We start from the raw sequence: 14,499 nt of genomic DNA, 5'->3' as shown, positions 1-14,499 counted from the left end.
TGTTATGCCAGACCCATGTGAATGATTTACAGGCCTTTTACTTCCACCAGCCGCTTGCCCCCATCCATTACCGACAGGTGCACCTGCACTGTTTGTGCATCAAAAAGCTGCGGGGCTTTTTCGGGCCACTCTACCAGGCAGGTGTAGCCACTAGTAATGCAGTCTTCCACGCCGGCCTGCACGGCTTCTTCATAGGAGTTGAGGCGGTATAGGTCCATATGGTAAACGGGGCGGCCCTGCCCGTCGGCGTACTCGTTGATGATGGAAAATGTGGGGCTGCTCAACGTATCCTGTACGCCCAGTGCCCGGCACAGGGCCGAGATAAGCGTTGTTTTCCCGGCACCCATTTGCCCGTAAAAAAGGATCACTTTGGCATTAGCCACCTGTTGCCAAAATTCGGCGGCAAACGATTCCAGTTCGTGCAGGCTTAATTCCTGTTTCATGCGGCAAAGATAGTTTGGCGTGGCAAACGCCGCAGCCAGCCAGCCGGTAAACCGTCATTGCGAGGCGCAGCGAAAGCGTTGTTGTAAAATGAGCGGTGTGCGCCGAAGCAATCTCCCCCAATCAGCTTGGTCGCTAGTTCGTTTTTAGCAGAGCCGCTTAAGGAGCAAGAGATTGCTTCGGCGCAGGAAATACATTTTACAATAATACACCACTGCGCCTCGCAATGACGAACTACCGCATTGGTGCCAAACAACCCGCTGCGCCGCCATCCCGCCGTGTCCGCTGCGTGAAATCTGCATCCCCACTGCAAAAATATTTACTTAAAATTCCCCCTTTTGCAACCTCGTTGAAAAGATAGCCCATGCGATCTTTCACCACCTTTTCACCCCTTGGTACCTTTGCAGCAAAGACACAGCGAGCATGGAAAAGATACAATGGAAAGTAGACGGCATACACTGCGCCAACTGTGCGCTTACCATCAATAAATACCTGCAGCAAAGCGGGGCACAAAACGTTTCGGTAAACCCCATCGATGGCGATGTCTCTTTCGACATCAACGGCGCTGCCACCAAACAGCAACTGGCCAAAGGCATGGAAGGACTGGGCTACAAAGTAGCTTCGGAAGGTGGCGTGGCTACCGAAGGCAAAAAGCCATTTTTACACAACAACATCCAGCGTTTCTGGTTTTGTTTGCCTTTTACGTTGGTGCTGATGCTGCACATGATTCCGGGCCTGCACATTCACTGGCTCATGAACCCCTGGGTGCAACTGGCGCTTACGCTGCCCGTGTACTTTGTGGGCATGCGGCATTTTGGCCGTTCGGCCATTAAAAGCCTGCGCGATGGTATTCCCAATATGAACGTGCTGATTTCCATCGGCGCCACCGCGGCTTTTGTGTACAGCCTTATTGGTGCGCTGATGGGCCTTGGCGATGATTACCTTTTTTTTGAAACCGCAGCAACCATCATTACGCTGGTGTTCTTTGGTGAGTTTTTGGAAGAAAGCACCATGAAAAGCACGCAGCGTTCGCTGAAGGCTTTGGTGAAATCGCAAAAGGTAATGGCCAACATGATTGCCTACGACGACCAGCACCAGGAGCATGTTTTTCCGGTGGAAAGTACGGCACTAAAAAATGGTGATCTGTTGCTGATCCGCACCGGCGAGCAGGTGCCTGCCGACTGTAAAATATTATGGGGCGAAGCCGAGGTTTCCGAAGCCTTGCTTACCGGCGAAAGCCTGCCCGTTGCCAAAGGCAAAAAAGACATGCTCATTGGCGGCTCGGTGCTGGAAAGCGGTTCGGTAAAAGCAATTGTTACTGCTGCCGGTAACGATACCGTGCTTTCGGGCATCTTGAACATGGTAAAAAAAGCGCAGGGCGAAAAGCCTCCGGTGCAGCAACTGGCCGACCGCATCTCTGCCATTTTTGTGCCCGTGGTGCTGGGCATTGCAGCGGTAACGCTGATTGCCAACTGGATTATTTTAGGTGCATTTACCCCCGCTATGATGCGTAGCATTGCGGTACTGGTTATTGCCTGTCCCTGCGCTATGGGTTTAGCCACACCTGCCGCCATTGCCGTAGGTTTGGGCCGTGGTGCTCGCAACGGCATTCTTTTTCGGCAGGCAAAAAGCCTGGAGTTGTTCCGCAACATTAAGCAGGTGGTTTTTGACAAAACCGGCACGCTTACTACCGGCAAATTTGTGATCGCCAACTACTCGTTTACCAACATTGCCGAAACTGATTTTAAAAACATTGTTTGGTCGCTGGAAAAATTTTCGAACCACCCGCTGGCAAAAAGCATTGTGGAAGCATGGAAAGGTGCAGCGCCCATCCGCTGGAAAAAGGTCGAGGAAGTAAAAGGCCTCGGCATGGTAGCCACCGATTTTGATGGCAATGAGTACAAAGCCGGTTCGTACCAAGTAGCGGCACATTTAACCAACGATCAAAGCCACAACATTTATGTGCTGCGCAATGGCGAACTGCTTGGCTGGATTGACCTGCAGGACGAGATCAGGGCCGAAGCGGCCGATGTGGTAAACTACCTGCGTGTCCGTGGTATTAAAACCATTTTGCTTTCGGGCGACCGCTATGAAAAATGCAAGCAACTGGCCGATACACTGGGCATCGATGAAGTGATTGCCGAGCAAACACCAGAACAAAAGCTGACCAAGATCGCGTTACTGTCGGAGCAGCAGCCCACCATCATGGTTGGCGATGGCATCAACGATGCACCGGCATTGACAAAAGCCACCATCGGTATTTCTATGAGCGATGCTTCGCAACTGGCCATGCAAAGTGCACACGTGGTGCTGATGAACAGCGGCCTTAAAAAGCTGCCCGAAGCACTGGGCCTCGGTCGCAATACTTATCTCACCATCAAACAAAATTTGTTCTGGGCGTTTTCGTACAACATTGTTGCCATCCCCATTGCAGCGTTGGGCTTTTTAAGTCCGGCATTTGCCGCACTGGTCATGGGCCTGAGCGATGTGGTGTTGGCAATAAATTCGGGAAGGTTGTTTGTGAAGAAAGTTGTGTGATGGGATTTGCGATTTATGATTTACGATTTCGGATTTACGATTGAAGGACCGTCAATTATCTGCGACCATCCTACATCATTAGCTCCCCCAATCAAGGGCCGATAGTCGTTTACCACAGTAGCACAAAAGCTTAATCAGGGAACGAACCCGAGATCAGGCTGTCATTGATCTCGGGCCTGCTTTTTTGGTTCTTTTTTGCAGGAGCAAAAAAGAACATCACTGCTAGCGAGTTGGATATACAATTAGTCGTCCTTCTGAGTATTTAGAAAAGTGGAAAGGATGTCTCTATTTAAAAGACACCCTTTCCACTTTTTACTTTTTACTTTTGACTTTCATGCATTCCATCCACGACATACTCCACGAATACTGGGGTTACAGCGAGTTCCGGCCCTTGCAGCAACAGATCATCGAATCGGTGATGGCTGGAAAGGACACGCTGGCCCTGCTGCCCACGGGTGGCGGCAAGTCGCTCTGCTACCAGGTGCCGGCAATGTCGCAGGAAGGTATTTGCATTGTGGTGTCGCCGCTCATTGCGCTGATGAAAGACCAGGTGGAAGGGCTCAAGCAAAGAGGCATTTTAGCCGCTGCCATTTACTCCGGACAATCGCGCAGGCAAATTGTACAAACGCTCAAAAACGTGGCATACGGCCCGTATAAATTGTTGTACGTTTCGCCGGAACGGCTGGAAACCGATCTCTTCCAGGAGTTTTTACCTGCATTGAATGTAAACCTGCTTGCTGTTGATGAAGCGCATTGCATTTCGCAATGGGGTTATGATTTCAGGCCAGCCTATTTACGCATTGCACAACTGCGCAAACAACTGCGTGATGTGCCGCTCCTGGCACTGACTGCATCGGCTACCGAAGGCGTGCAAGGGGACATTTGTAATCAACTCGGGTTTAAAGAATCGCATATATTGCGGCAAAGTTTTGAGCGGAAAAATATATCCTACAGCGCCTTTGCGGTAGATGCAAAAATCAATAAGCTGACGCAGATCCTAACCAAAGTGCCAGGCACTGCTATTGTGTATTGCAAAAGCCGGAAGCGTACGGTGGAAATATCGGACTTATTGCAACTGCGGGGTATTTCGGCGCAGCCTTATCATGCGGGGTTAAGCAATGAAGAACGTGCTGCACGACAGGAAGCATGGATTCAAAATAAAACACGAGTGATGGTTTGTACCAATGCATTTGGTATGGGCATCGATAAACCCGATGTACGGGCCGTGGTGCATTACGATGTGCCTGATTGTTTGGAAAACTACTACCAGGAAGCAGGTCGTGCCGGCCGCGATGGCAACAAAAGTTATGCAGTACTGCTCTATAGCGAACGTGAACTACAGGAACTGGAAGCTTTGCCCGAAAAGCGTTATCCATCTTTCACTGAAATAAAAGCGGTGTTTGGTGCGTTGGTCAATTTTTTACAAATGCCTACCTATACCGGCGAAGACCAGGCTTTTGATTTTCGCTTCGATGCCTTTGTAAAGAACTTTAAGCTGGATAGCCTTACTGCATTGTATGCATTGAAAGCTTTGGAAAGCGATGGGTGGTTTGATTTCAATGAACGCAGCTTTGCACCGGCAACGGTGGTGTTTACTGCATCGCGGCAACTGCTGCACGAGTTTTATGAATCGTATCCAAAATACGAACCGCTCACTACTATGCTGCTGCGTACCTATGGCGGCATCTTTGATTTTCCGGCAAATATTTCAGAGGCGTTGCTTGCAAAACTAATGCGCCTGAAGGAAGAAGAGATAAAGCAACAACTGCGGGAAATAGCGTCGCTGCACATTATTCAATACACGGTAGCCAACGACCAGCCAAATATATTCTGGCGCAAACACCGGGTGCCTGCAGCGGAGTTAACAATGGACCATGCGGCGTACCGGCAACGCAGGGAATCGTTTGCTGCTCGGGTAAAAAAAATGCTGGAGTACGTACACACAAAGGACTGCCGCAGCAGGTTTATCAACCAGTATTTTGGCGATGCCTCTGCGCAAAATTGCGGGACATGTGATGTTTGTTTACAACGTAAAAAAACGCCACTGACACCCGCTGAATTTGATGCCATCAGCAAGCATATTCAGCGGCAATTGCAGCAACCAAAAATGCTATCGGAATTGCTCGATGCAATGCATGGCACACCAAAAGACAAAGCCAAAGAAGTGCTGCACTTTTTGCAGGCAGAAGCAATTGTAAGCGGCGATGAAAGCGGCAAGCTGAAGTGGAAATAAAGTCTGTATTCGCTATTTGAATTTTATGCAATCTGCGGTATCTCCGAAATGCTTTGGAAAATGATCTTGCCTTTTGCTTTCCCTGTGTTGATCATTTCATCAGCGCCAGAAGATGGGCCACCAATCCGCAACACAGCAGCGCAATGCTCTATGAGTTTAACCGCAACCGGGTGAAACATTTCATTAAAAATTGCATCGCCCATTTGTTTGGAACCTGCTGCATCGATCAGCGGCAATGCAAACCATTCGCCCAGCACGGGCATGTGGCCCATGCGGTACAATTGCAGTGCAGTCTGCGTCATGGCCTGTACATTGGCTTCAATAAGTTTAGGATCGTCATTGGTGCCGGAGCGGTAAGGGCCGGCTACTAAAATCATCATCGATTTGTTGGTTACTGTCATGTTTGTTTATGATTATAAAAAATGCCGGGGCATTTTCGTTTGTGAAAATTACCCCGGCATTTGTATAAAAACTATTGCTGTCATTTTACTGGTTACATGCAGTGGACAGTGGCCGCAATTTCATGTATGCGGCAATCAACTGCCCGTAAAGTTGGCTTTGCGTTTTTCCAAAAATGCGGTTGCACCTTCTTTCATGTCTGCTGTGTTAAAGCAGGCACCAAATGCTTCCAGTTCCACTTCATATCCTTGGTGATTGGGCTCAAAAGCTGCGTTGGCTGCACGAATGCAATGGGCAACGGCAAGCGGTGCTTTCTGCAAAATGGTTTGCAGCAGCGCCGTTGTTTTCTCCAGCAATTGATCTTGTGGCACCACATGGTTTACCAGCCCATATTGCAACGCTGTTTGCGCATCAATCATGTTGGCGGTAAGCAGCAGTTCCAATGCACGGCCTTTGCCAATTAATTGCACCAATCGTTGCGTGCCGCCGTAGCCGGGTACCAGTCCCAGGTTTACTTCTGGCTGGCCAAACTTTGCGTTTTCGCTGGCAATGCGGAAATGACAGGCCATGGCCAGCTCGCAACCGCCGCCCAAGGCAAACCCGTTTACTGCAGCCACAATTGGTTTGGTGGCCTGTTCGATTTTGAAAAATATATTTTGTCCGCGTCTGGCCAAGGCCATACCCTCATCACCATTCAGGCCGGTAAATTCCGAAATGTCGGCGCCTGCAACAAATGCTTTTGCGCCGCTGCCGGTAATGATGGCGGCTTTTATTTCCTTATTGCTTTCAATTTCCTGCAGCACCGCATCGATGTCGGTAAATACGTCTTTATTGAGTGCATTCAATTTATCAGGTCGGTTAATGGTAACCGTGAGTATGCCGTTTTCGAGGGTCGGTAAAAGGGTCGTATGATTCATTTTCGGCTTTTTAAATTTTGATAAAAATTAAGCAACAATACCAACAGCATGCTGCCCGCAAAAACAAAGAGTGTCCATTTGGGTACTGGTTGCTGTGTAAATAGAAAATAGAGGTAAACCAGCAGGCCCGCAATGGCGATAATCCGCAGCAATATTAATAATGGCCTGCGCATCAAAAGCTGCGGTTTTGCTGGACCCAATCACGAATGTATGTGGCAATATCGCCAGTGGATGTGCCCGGTGCAAACAGTTTGCCCACACCCAGGTCATTGAGCTGTTTCATATCTTCATCGGGAATGATTCCGCCGCCGGTCAGCAGCACATCGTTCATTTCCCTTTCTTTCATCAGCGCAATGATCTTTGGAAAAACAGTCATGTGGGCACCCGACAAAATAGAGATGCCAATGGCATCCACGTCTTCCTGCAAGGCGGTTGCCACCACCATTTCAGGGGTTTGGCGCAGGCCGGTATAGATTACTTCCATGCCTGCATCGCGCAAGGCAGTGGCAATTACTTTAGCGCCACGGTCGTGGCCATCGAGGCCTACTTTTGCTACCAGCACACGGATCGGTCGGTTGAGTATATTCATGCAATCGTTTTCTCAGCCTCAAAAATAGCGATTCCCTTTTTGCGCTTACTCACCAAACTGGGCCTTCATTGCATCCAGCCCCTGCGTGGCCATTGGGGCTGCCCGTTCGTTGGCATTTTTAAATAAAATGATCTTGTCGCCATATTGGCGGGAAAGTGGATTAGTCACCGAGTCGATTAGGTGCACCGAGGCAAACTGTTGGAAAACTGCATCGTCTTTTTTCGGCATGTCACGCCCTACAAATAGCAGGTGCTGCAGCGAAAGCGAATCAGGTATCCACAACAAAAAAGTGCCGTTGTCGCAAATGATTTTGCTGCGAAACAGCGGGTCTTTTGCGTGGTATTTTAATGCACCGGCCTGCCCGTAGCTGCGACAATACACCACTGTGTTTTGCTGTGCAGAATCGGGCATTGCAAGGAAAGCTTTTTCCGCTTTGTGCGCCAGTTCATCCCAGCCGATCATATCGGCAAAGTCCTGCTGCAGCGGGTGATCCTGCAAATCTTCCCAGCGCAGGATGCCAATGTTTTTTAGCCCCAATTCTTCGTTTCTCCGCGCCATATCCTGCGGTGCACGCAGGGGCAGCAGCAGTGGAATGATGGGTAGTGTTAGTGCAATGATAAGTACAACGAATGCGGCTCGCCAAAACGCGGTACGGGCCAGTTTTTGCTCCAGCCACACACCACCTGCCGCCAATAGCATGGGGTAAGCACCCAATGTGTAATATCCTTTGCCGCTGCCCGCTGCAATCAGGCCCACGCAAAACAAATAGGTGAGCCCTATGAAGCGGTATTTTTTGTGCAGCAACAACCAGATCAAACCGCCAATCCACACAAAGGCAACCGGCAACAACATCAGTAATTGTTCTTTAAAAAATGTGGTGCGGTCTACATGCTGCAACTGCGTTTCGCGTAACTCTTTCATATGGTGCAGGAGCGGCCAGTTGTGTGTTGCCTGCCAGTAAATATTGGGCGCTGCAAGTGCCACACCTAACAACACCGCCAGCCAGAAATGTTTTTGCGTCAGCATTCTACGATGCGGTGAAAGCAATATGGAAAACATCATGGATGCTGCAAAGAACACAACAGAATATTTGCTCCACAAACCCAACGCTAAAGCAGCAAACAAAAGGTATAGATAGCGATGCTGTTGTGTATTGATGTACCGCAGTAAAAAGTAGGCACCCAGCGTCCAGAAAAAGATTTCTAAAAAATTGGGCTGGAATAGAAAATGCACCCGCAGGTAACCGCTACAAATAATGCCGAGGCCCGCAATGAGCAAAGCAAAACTGCGACCGCCCAGTTCTTTGGTAATGCCTGCGGTAATAATTAGCGTGGCAGCACCAACAACAGCGGGCCAGAATTTGATCCAGAAAGACGAACCGCCAAGCAGCGATGAAATGCTGGCCAGCCAGCCAATCAGCGCCGGGTTTTCGAGGTAGCCCAATGCAAGGTGGTGGCCTTGTTCGTAATAAAGATATTCATCGCGGTGGAGGCCAAATGCGGGGTGGCTCAACAAAAATGGCAGCACCATTTTCAGTGCTGCCAGTAACAATATGATTAGCCAGTCTTTTTTGCGCATAGCAGTGTCGTTGCTGCCAAGCTACAAAAAATCAAAGCTGCGTCAGCGCATATTCAATGCGGGATGTTGTTGCTTCTTTGCCAATGAGTGCTGCAATATCAAATACCGGCGGACCAAATTTGCCGCCCACCAGCATGATGCGCAGCGGCAGTTGCAGCTCGCCGGGCTTGATGCCAGCCGCTGCTGCCTGCTCTTTAAACAGGGTTTCCAGCGATGCTGCATCCCATGTTTGCAGCTGCGCCAATGCACCGGTAAAGTTTTGGAAAAATTGCGTTTTCGCTTCGGTCCATTTGGGTTTGATGGCCGTTGTATCCAGCTCTTTTGGGGCCGTAAAAAAGAATGCGCTTTGCTCCCAGAAATCGGTGAGCAGCGTGCAGCGGTCTTTTACCAATTCTAATACTTTTTCAAAAAAGCCCTTGTCCGTAACCGTTATACCGCGTTGTTCAAAAATGGTTTGAACTTGTGCGCTGTATTCCGCCACAGGCAGCTTTTTAATCCACTCATGGTTGAACCATTTTGCCTTTTCAAAATCGAATTTGGCACCGCCTTTATGCACTTTGGCAATATCAAAACGTTGCACCAGTTCGTCCAGTGAAAACAGTTCCTGCTCGGTGCCGTCGTTCCAGCCCAGCATGGCCAGCAGGTTTACAAATGCCTGCGGTAAAAAGCCCCGTTCGCGGAAGCCTTCGGTCAATTCGCCCGATTTTAGATCGGCCCAATTGGCTGCAAAAACAGGGAAGCCATACTTGGCGCCATCGCGTTTGCTCAGTTTGCCCGAAGGGCCCAAAATCAGCGGCAGGTGCGCCCATTGCGGCATCTGGTCTTCGCCAAAAAGGGTGCGCCACAGCAGCACATGCACCGGTGCACTGGGCAGCCACTCCTCGCCACGGAAGGCGTGGGAAATTTCCATCAGGTAATCGTCCACTACTACGGCCAGGTGGTACGTAGGCATGCCATCGGCTTTCAACAATACCTTATCATCCACCAACGCGGTATCAAAACTTACTTCGCCGCGTATCAAATCAGTGAAAGAGAGCTTTTCGCCCTCCGGCATTTTAATGCGCACCACATGCGGCGTGCCGCTATCGAGCAGGGATTGTACTTCCGTTTCGGGAAGGTTAAGCGAATTGCGCATTTCACCACGTACTTTGTGGTCGTATTGCGGGTTGGGGCTTTCTTCAGAACGCAGGCGGTTGCGCATGGCTTCCAACTCTTCCGGCGTATCAAAAGCATAATAAGCCTGGCCAGCCGCTACCAGTTGCTCGGCATACTGGCGGTACTGTGGTTTGCGTTCGCTTTGGCGGTATGGCGCAAATGGTCCGCCGTGGCGTGGACTTTCATCGGGCTCCAGGCCACACCACGCAAGGGTTTCAAAAATATAATCTTCAGCGCCGGGCACAAAGCGGGTTTGGTCGGTGTCTTCGATGCGCAACACAAATTCGCCGCCGTGGTGTTTTGCAAAAAGATAGTTGTACAACACGGTGCGAACGCCGCCCAGGTGGAGCCCACCGGTGGGGCTGGGCGCAAATCTTACTCTTACTTTTCGGTTCATAGCAGGGCAAAGGTAAAGTGAGCAGACGGTAATGACGGTAAAGTCCGAAAAGACGGGAAGGACAGAAAAGATGTTTGCAAATGTTCACAGGATGTTTCGTGATAATACATGTACCCATCCATCTGACGAGCAGCTTTTTGAAATGAGATAAATTCTTTCCGGACTTCTCGGTCTTTTCCGTCTTTCCGGTCTTCAATCCTACCTTCGCCCACATGCACCGGCTTGTGCCTAAAATCCCGTTTTGGATTCCCCTCATTTTTCCGCGCTACACCTGGCGGCTGCCCACCACCGAGCGGGTTGTGTACCTCACATTCGATGATGGCCCGCATCCGCAGATCACGCCGTTTGTGCTGGACCTATTGAAAACATATAGCGCTAAAGCCACGTTTTTTTGCATTGGTAAAAATGTGCAGCAACACCCCGATGTGTACCAGCGCATTTTGGCCGAAGGCCATGCAGTGGGCAACCATACATTTGACCACCTCAACGGCCTGAAGGTGCGTAACAGCGAGTATTTGGCAAATGTGCAGCAGGCAACCGGAGTCATTCAAAGCAATCTGTTCCGGCCGCCGTATGGCCGCATCCGGGGCATACAGGCTACGCAAATAAAACGCATGCTGGGGCCTCGTTCGCACATCATTATGTGGGATGTGCTGAGTGCCGATTTCGACCGCGGCCTAACACCGGAGCAATGCCTGAACCGTGTATTGAAACATACACGGGCGGGCAGCATTATTGTATTTCACGACAGCGAAAAAGCGTTTCCGAATTTAAAAGAGATTTTGCCGAAGGCGTTGGAAGTGTTGGCGGGGAAAGGGTTTCGTTTTGATGCCATTACAGCAGGTCTATAAAAAAGTTAGGGCCTGGGTAGAAACCCTGGCCCGTTTTTAATCCGTACCCTATGAAAACTGGGGTAAAGGTATAAAGTTTTTTTTGAATTAATGCCAAGTAATTTGATAGGGTTTTTCTAAATGGCTTAAAAGCTTGTACCACAGCAGGTTTCAGGATTGTTAAAGCAAAATCTGCCCATATTTGCCCACAAATTCAGGCCTTTTTCCTTGATTTTTTAGCAAGCATTTTTAGGTAAAAATGGGTGTGCAATCAGGGCCTAAAACAGCTTCATTTTTTAAGCGGCTAACTTCGTTTGTTGCAAGGGGTGAATGAGTGCAGCCGGGTATTTTTGATTAATGAAAAAGCGATGATGAACATAATTGATACGCATACGCATATTTACCTGCCCGAGTTTAGTGCCGATATGGAGGGCATGCTGGCCCGCGCCGCCGCCGCAGGTGTGGGGCAAATGCTGCTACCTGCCATCGACAGCAGCACGCATGAGGCAATGTTGGCAGTATCGGCCCGTTACCCGAAGTGCCTCCCGATGATGGGACTGCATCCCTGCTCGGTAAACCAGGATTTTGGCAAAGAACTGGATGCCATTGCCACGTACCTGCAGCAGCAGTCATTTGTAGCGGTAGGGGAGATCGGGCTGGATTTTTATTGGGATAAAACCTACGTGGAGCAGCAGTACGAAGCTTTTCACCAGCAAATAACAATGGCGCAGGCCGCCGGTCTGCCCATTGTTATTCATTCGCGCAATGCTACCGACGAGTGCATTGAAGTGGTGCAACAGCACCCAGGCACCAGAGGCGTTTTTCATTGTTTTTCGGGAAACGTGGCGCAGGCCGAACGGATACTGGCAATGGGCATGTACCTGGGTATTGGCGGCGTGGTGAGTTTTAAAAACAGCGGGTTGGATAAAGTAGTTGCTGCAGTGGGGCTGGATGGCGTGGTGCTGGAAACCGATGCGCCGTACCTGGCACCGGTTCCGTTCAGGGGCAAGCGCAACGAGCCGGCCTACCTGGAGCATGTTGTGGCGAAGCTGGTAGAGATCACCGGAAAACCTGCTGATGATATTTGCCGCATTACATCAGAAAATGCACAACGGTTGTTCAATTTAAGCTGACAATCTATACCTTTGCTGCCCGCCAGCGGAAAAGGAGAGGTGTCCGAGTGGTTGAAGGAGCACGCCTGGAAAGTGTGTATAGGGGTAACTCTATCGCGGGTTCGAATCCCGCTCTCTCCGCCAAAATGACAGAAAAAAGATGCAAATGGCTGAAAATCAGGTGTTTGCACTTTTTGTTTTTTGCAATATGATGCAGATAAATGCACCTTTTTGGTGTAGTTTCGGAGACGCAAAAGACAATATGTCATGATTTGCATCGATCTGCTTACATCTGCACTTTGAATAAGTACACCAGTTGAGGAATTTGCAATCGCAAGAAAATTGTAATTCTATATGCTGGAACTTTTAAACATTCGCATCACGTTCATGCTGCGTTCTACACATGAGAACGCCAAAGGTGACCATCCCATCATTTTACGCCTGATCTACCGCGGACAGCGGCGGGACACTTTTACCGGGCTTTACTGCAAAAAAGTGGAATGGGACAAAGACCTGGGCCGGGTAAAAAAGGTAAACAACCTTGCAGGTGCACTTAACAGAAACCTGGACATCATTCATAGGAAAGCATACGATGCTTTTGAAGGGTTTCATTATAATGGACTCGACTTTACTATTGATGAGCTGGTGGAAAAGATCAAGGGAAAGGAAGAAGCGCCAACGCTTTTAATGGACTACCTGGAAGACGAAAAAAAGCGTATTCAATCTCGCCTACACATCGACATTTCTCCTGCCACCGTAGACAAATACCGCCGCAGTGCCTCGCATGTGCAGCATTTTCTGCAAACAGAGTTTAAGGTGAAGAACTATGCGCTACAGCGGATCAATGCTTCATTCCTGGAGAAGTACTTTCAATACTTGCGGGGAACCAGAGGCATCTCACACAATTCATCTGTAAAGTATGTGGTGTTTTTTAAAACGATCCTGATGCCAGCCATACGGGCTGGTGTTTTCCGGCAAGACCCCTTTCGTGAGGTTAAGCTAAAGCAAAAGCCGGTATTCAAAGGTTTTCTCACGAAAGAAGAAATGGAGTTGTTAACCTCCGTTGAATTAAAGAGCCCTGACCTGGACCGGATTCGGGACATTTTCTTGTTCAGTTGCTATACCGGCCTTGCCTATAGTGATCTAAAGCAATTGAGTCGGTACTTTATACAAAAGGACAATGATGATACTTTCTATATCCGTAAGCCCAGGCAAAAAACGGGGCAAGAAAGCATAGTGCCCCTGCTCCCGCCGGCAATTAGGATTTTAAAGAAATATAGTCCAACTGAGGACTTCCGTGACTTTGTCTGGTATGTTTCCACCAATCAGAAAATGAACCAGCGACTGAAGACCATAGGCAGCATGGCAGGAATTGGAAAGGAGCTCCATATGCACTTGGCCAGGCACACCTTTGCCACCACGGTTACCTTGTCGAATGGCGTGCCTATTGAGTCCGTAAGTTCCATGTTGGGGCATGCCAGCCTAAAGCAGACACAGCATTATGCAAAGGTTGTTTCTCATAAGTTAAAAGGGGACATGGCTAAAATTAGTGGATTGTTCAAATAGACTAAAATAATAATAGATCTGAGATGGTATTTTTAAGCAAAGTGGCAAATAATTATTTGCCACTTTTTTTGTTTTTATTTTCATTGTAAATGATTGATAGTCAACGTGTTTTGTTGATGGGTTGAGATCGATTTCAGTGGAAGTTATTTTATCTTCCACTTTGCACTTTGCATATTCATTGCTAATTAGTTTAGTGCCCACAATAAATAGTTAACCCAATGAAAAGCAATCCGTATTTCAATGAAAACAGTGACCTCTTTCGTCGTCGGCCCGAGTTATTAGAGTTTATTAGCGTTCTACGTTACGAAGTCCAGCAGGCGCAGCGGCCTGCAAGTGAAATCATTCTGGATGATCCTGATCTCCAAAAGATGTTGAAAGTTTCCAAGCGCACAACAGCCAATTATAGGGCGCAAGGCCACATTGCTTATTCGCATATTGGCGGAAAGGTGGTGTATTTTCTTAGCGACGTTTTGGATGCCATTAAAAGCAACAGGATTGCACCCATTCAATCAAGATTCAATAATTAATGCATAAGCCGGTCAAGGTGACCCATTCAGGCCGGAGCAAACTGACCCACCTTTTTGCTGGCGAGGAGGCCTGTTTTTTTGAGGGATGTGGGCAGTGAAAAAATTATTTTTACTGCTTTTCTAATTTGTCTTTGCAATTCAAATTTAGGACTTGCTTTTTCAATTGGCTGTTGCTCTTCTTTTTCGCATCGATTCTCCTTTCAATTCAACGCGGTGA

At 48.7% G+C, this 14,499-nt stretch carries 12 protein-coding genes, 1 tRNA gene and 1 pseudogene; 8 read left to right on the top strand and 6 right to left on the bottom strand.

All coding sequences use genetic code 11. The features are described from left to right. Positions 1-26: 26 nt before the first annotated feature. Positions 27-443, bottom strand: coding sequence for a tRNA (adenosine(37)-N6)-threonylcarbamoyltransferase complex ATPase subunit type 1 TsaE (tsaE, locus tag DRJ53_RS19615; RefSeq protein ID WP_114237374.1), 417 nt, complete (start codon positions 441-443; stop codon positions 27-29). A 421-nt stretch (positions 444-864) separates the two neighbouring features. On the opposite strand from tsaE, the gene DRJ53_RS19610 reads away from it, so the two are divergent. From DRJ53_RS19610 to DRJ53_RS21910, 3 genes and pseudogenes are all read left to right on the top strand, one after another. Next, positions 865-2,979, top strand: a complete 2,115-nt coding sequence (locus DRJ53_RS19610) for a heavy metal translocating P-type ATPase (RefSeq protein WP_114237373.1) — start codon at positions 865-867, stop codon at positions 2,977-2,979. Positions 2,980-3,313: 334 nt separating this feature from the next. Then, a pseudogene (locus DRJ53_RS21915) lies at positions 3,314-4,321 on the top strand (RecQ family ATP-dependent DNA helicase); the annotation flags it as partial. A 582-nt stretch (positions 4,322-4,903) separates the two neighbouring features. Further along, a complete protein-coding gene (locus DRJ53_RS21910; protein WP_421911905.1) occupies positions 4,904-5,212 on the top strand; it encodes a RecQ family zinc-binding domain-containing protein in 309 nt (102 codons plus the stop codon). A gap of 23 nt (positions 5,213-5,235) precedes the next feature. On the opposite strand, the gene DRJ53_RS19600 is transcribed toward DRJ53_RS21910, so the two are convergent. From DRJ53_RS19600 to gltX, 5 genes are all read right to left on the bottom strand, one after another. Then, on the bottom strand, positions 5,236-5,613 hold the full coding sequence (locus DRJ53_RS19600; RefSeq protein ID WP_206609844.1) for a DUF4406 domain-containing protein: 378 nt from the start codon (positions 5,611-5,613) through the stop codon (positions 5,236-5,238). A 135-nt stretch (positions 5,614-5,748) separates the two neighbouring features. After that, positions 5,749-6,528: an enoyl-CoA hydratase/isomerase family protein gene (locus tag DRJ53_RS19595; protein WP_114237371.1), complete on the bottom strand. Its 780-nt coding sequence runs from the start codon at positions 6,526-6,528 to the stop codon at positions 5,749-5,751. 172 nt (positions 6,529-6,700) lie between these two features. Further along, a complete protein-coding gene (locus DRJ53_RS19590; RefSeq protein WP_114237370.1) occupies positions 6,701-7,117 on the bottom strand; it encodes a cobalamin B12-binding domain-containing protein in 417 nt (138 codons plus the stop codon). 45 nt (positions 7,118-7,162) lie between these two features. After that, on the bottom strand, positions 7,163-8,695 hold the full coding sequence (locus DRJ53_RS19585) for an ArnT family glycosyltransferase (RefSeq protein ID WP_114237369.1): 1,533 nt from the start codon (positions 8,693-8,695) through the stop codon (positions 7,163-7,165). A gap of 31 nt (positions 8,696-8,726) precedes the next feature. After that, positions 8,727-10,247: a glutamate--tRNA ligase gene (gltX, locus tag DRJ53_RS19580; protein WP_114237368.1), complete on the bottom strand. Its 1,521-nt coding sequence runs from the start codon at positions 10,245-10,247 to the stop codon at positions 8,727-8,729. Between the two features lie 212 nt (positions 10,248-10,459). On the opposite strand from gltX, the gene DRJ53_RS19575 reads away from it, so the two are divergent. From DRJ53_RS19575 to DRJ53_RS19555, 5 genes are all read left to right on the top strand, one after another. Then, the gene (locus tag DRJ53_RS19575; RefSeq protein ID WP_114237367.1) at positions 10,460-11,098 is read left to right on the top strand and encodes a polysaccharide deacetylase family protein; all 639 of its coding nucleotides are present in this window, start codon (positions 10,460-10,462) and stop codon (positions 11,096-11,098) included. Positions 11,099-11,445: 347 nt separating this feature from the next. Next, complete coding sequence (locus DRJ53_RS19570) at positions 11,446-12,210, top strand: TatD family hydrolase (RefSeq protein ID WP_241558636.1); 765 nt, start codon at positions 11,446-11,448, stop codon at positions 12,208-12,210. 33 nt (positions 12,211-12,243) lie between these two features. Next, positions 12,244-12,333: transfer RNA gene (locus DRJ53_RS19565), tRNA-Ser, on the top strand. A 243-nt stretch (positions 12,334-12,576) separates the two neighbouring features. Next, complete coding sequence (locus tag DRJ53_RS19560) at positions 12,577-13,755, top strand: site-specific integrase (protein ID WP_162303937.1); 1,179 nt, start codon at positions 12,577-12,579, stop codon at positions 13,753-13,755. A gap of 218 nt (positions 13,756-13,973) precedes the next feature. After that, positions 13,974-14,282: a helix-turn-helix domain-containing protein gene (locus DRJ53_RS19555; protein ID WP_114237365.1), complete on the top strand. Its 309-nt coding sequence runs from the start codon at positions 13,974-13,976 to the stop codon at positions 14,280-14,282. The last annotated feature ends 217 nt before the right edge of the window (positions 14,283-14,499 follow it).

Origin of the sequence: Paracnuella aquatica (genome assembly GCF_003332885.2) — a bacterium.
Taxonomy (GTDB): domain Bacteria; phylum Bacteroidota; class Bacteroidia; order Chitinophagales; family Chitinophagaceae; genus Flavisolibacter; species Flavisolibacter aquaticus.
Note: the sequence above shows the minus strand (reverse complement) of the source record. Positions and strands in the feature narration are given on the sequence as shown.

Coding starts and splice junctions, on each gene's coding strand:
- tsaE (WP_114237374.1), bottom strand. CDS start 443: ATGAAACAGGAATTAAGCCTGCACGAACTGGAATCGTTTGCCGCCGAA.
- DRJ53_RS19610 (WP_114237373.1), top strand. CDS start 865: ATGGAAAAGATACAATGGAAAGTAGACGGCATACACTGCGCCAACTGT.
- DRJ53_RS21910 (WP_421911905.1), top strand. CDS start 4,904: ATGCTGGAGTACGTACACACAAAGGACTGCCGCAGCAGGTTTATCAAC.
- DRJ53_RS19600 (WP_206609844.1), bottom strand. CDS start 5,613: ATGACAGTAACCAACAAATCGATGATGATTTTAGTAGCCGGCCCTTAC.
- DRJ53_RS19595 (WP_114237371.1), bottom strand. CDS start 6,528: ATGAATCATACGACCCTTTTACCGACCCTCGAAAACGGCATACTCACG.
- DRJ53_RS19590 (WP_114237370.1), bottom strand. CDS start 7,117: ATGAATATACTCAACCGACCGATCCGTGTGCTGGTAGCAAAAGTAGGC.
- DRJ53_RS19585 (WP_114237369.1), bottom strand. CDS start 8,695: ATGCGCAAAAAAGACTGGCTAATCATATTGTTACTGGCAGCACTGAAA.
- gltX (WP_114237368.1), bottom strand. CDS start 10,247: ATGAACCGAAAAGTAAGAGTAAGATTTGCGCCCAGCCCCACCGGTGGG.
- DRJ53_RS19575 (WP_114237367.1), top strand. CDS start 10,460: ATGCACCGGCTTGTGCCTAAAATCCCGTTTTGGATTCCCCTCATTTTT.
- DRJ53_RS19570 (WP_241558636.1), top strand. CDS start 11,446: ATGATGAACATAATTGATACGCATACGCATATTTACCTGCCCGAGTTT.
- DRJ53_RS19560 (WP_162303937.1), top strand. CDS start 12,577: ATGCTGCGTTCTACACATGAGAACGCCAAAGGTGACCATCCCATCATT.
- DRJ53_RS19555 (WP_114237365.1), top strand. CDS start 13,974: ATGAAAAGCAATCCGTATTTCAATGAAAACAGTGACCTCTTTCGTCGT.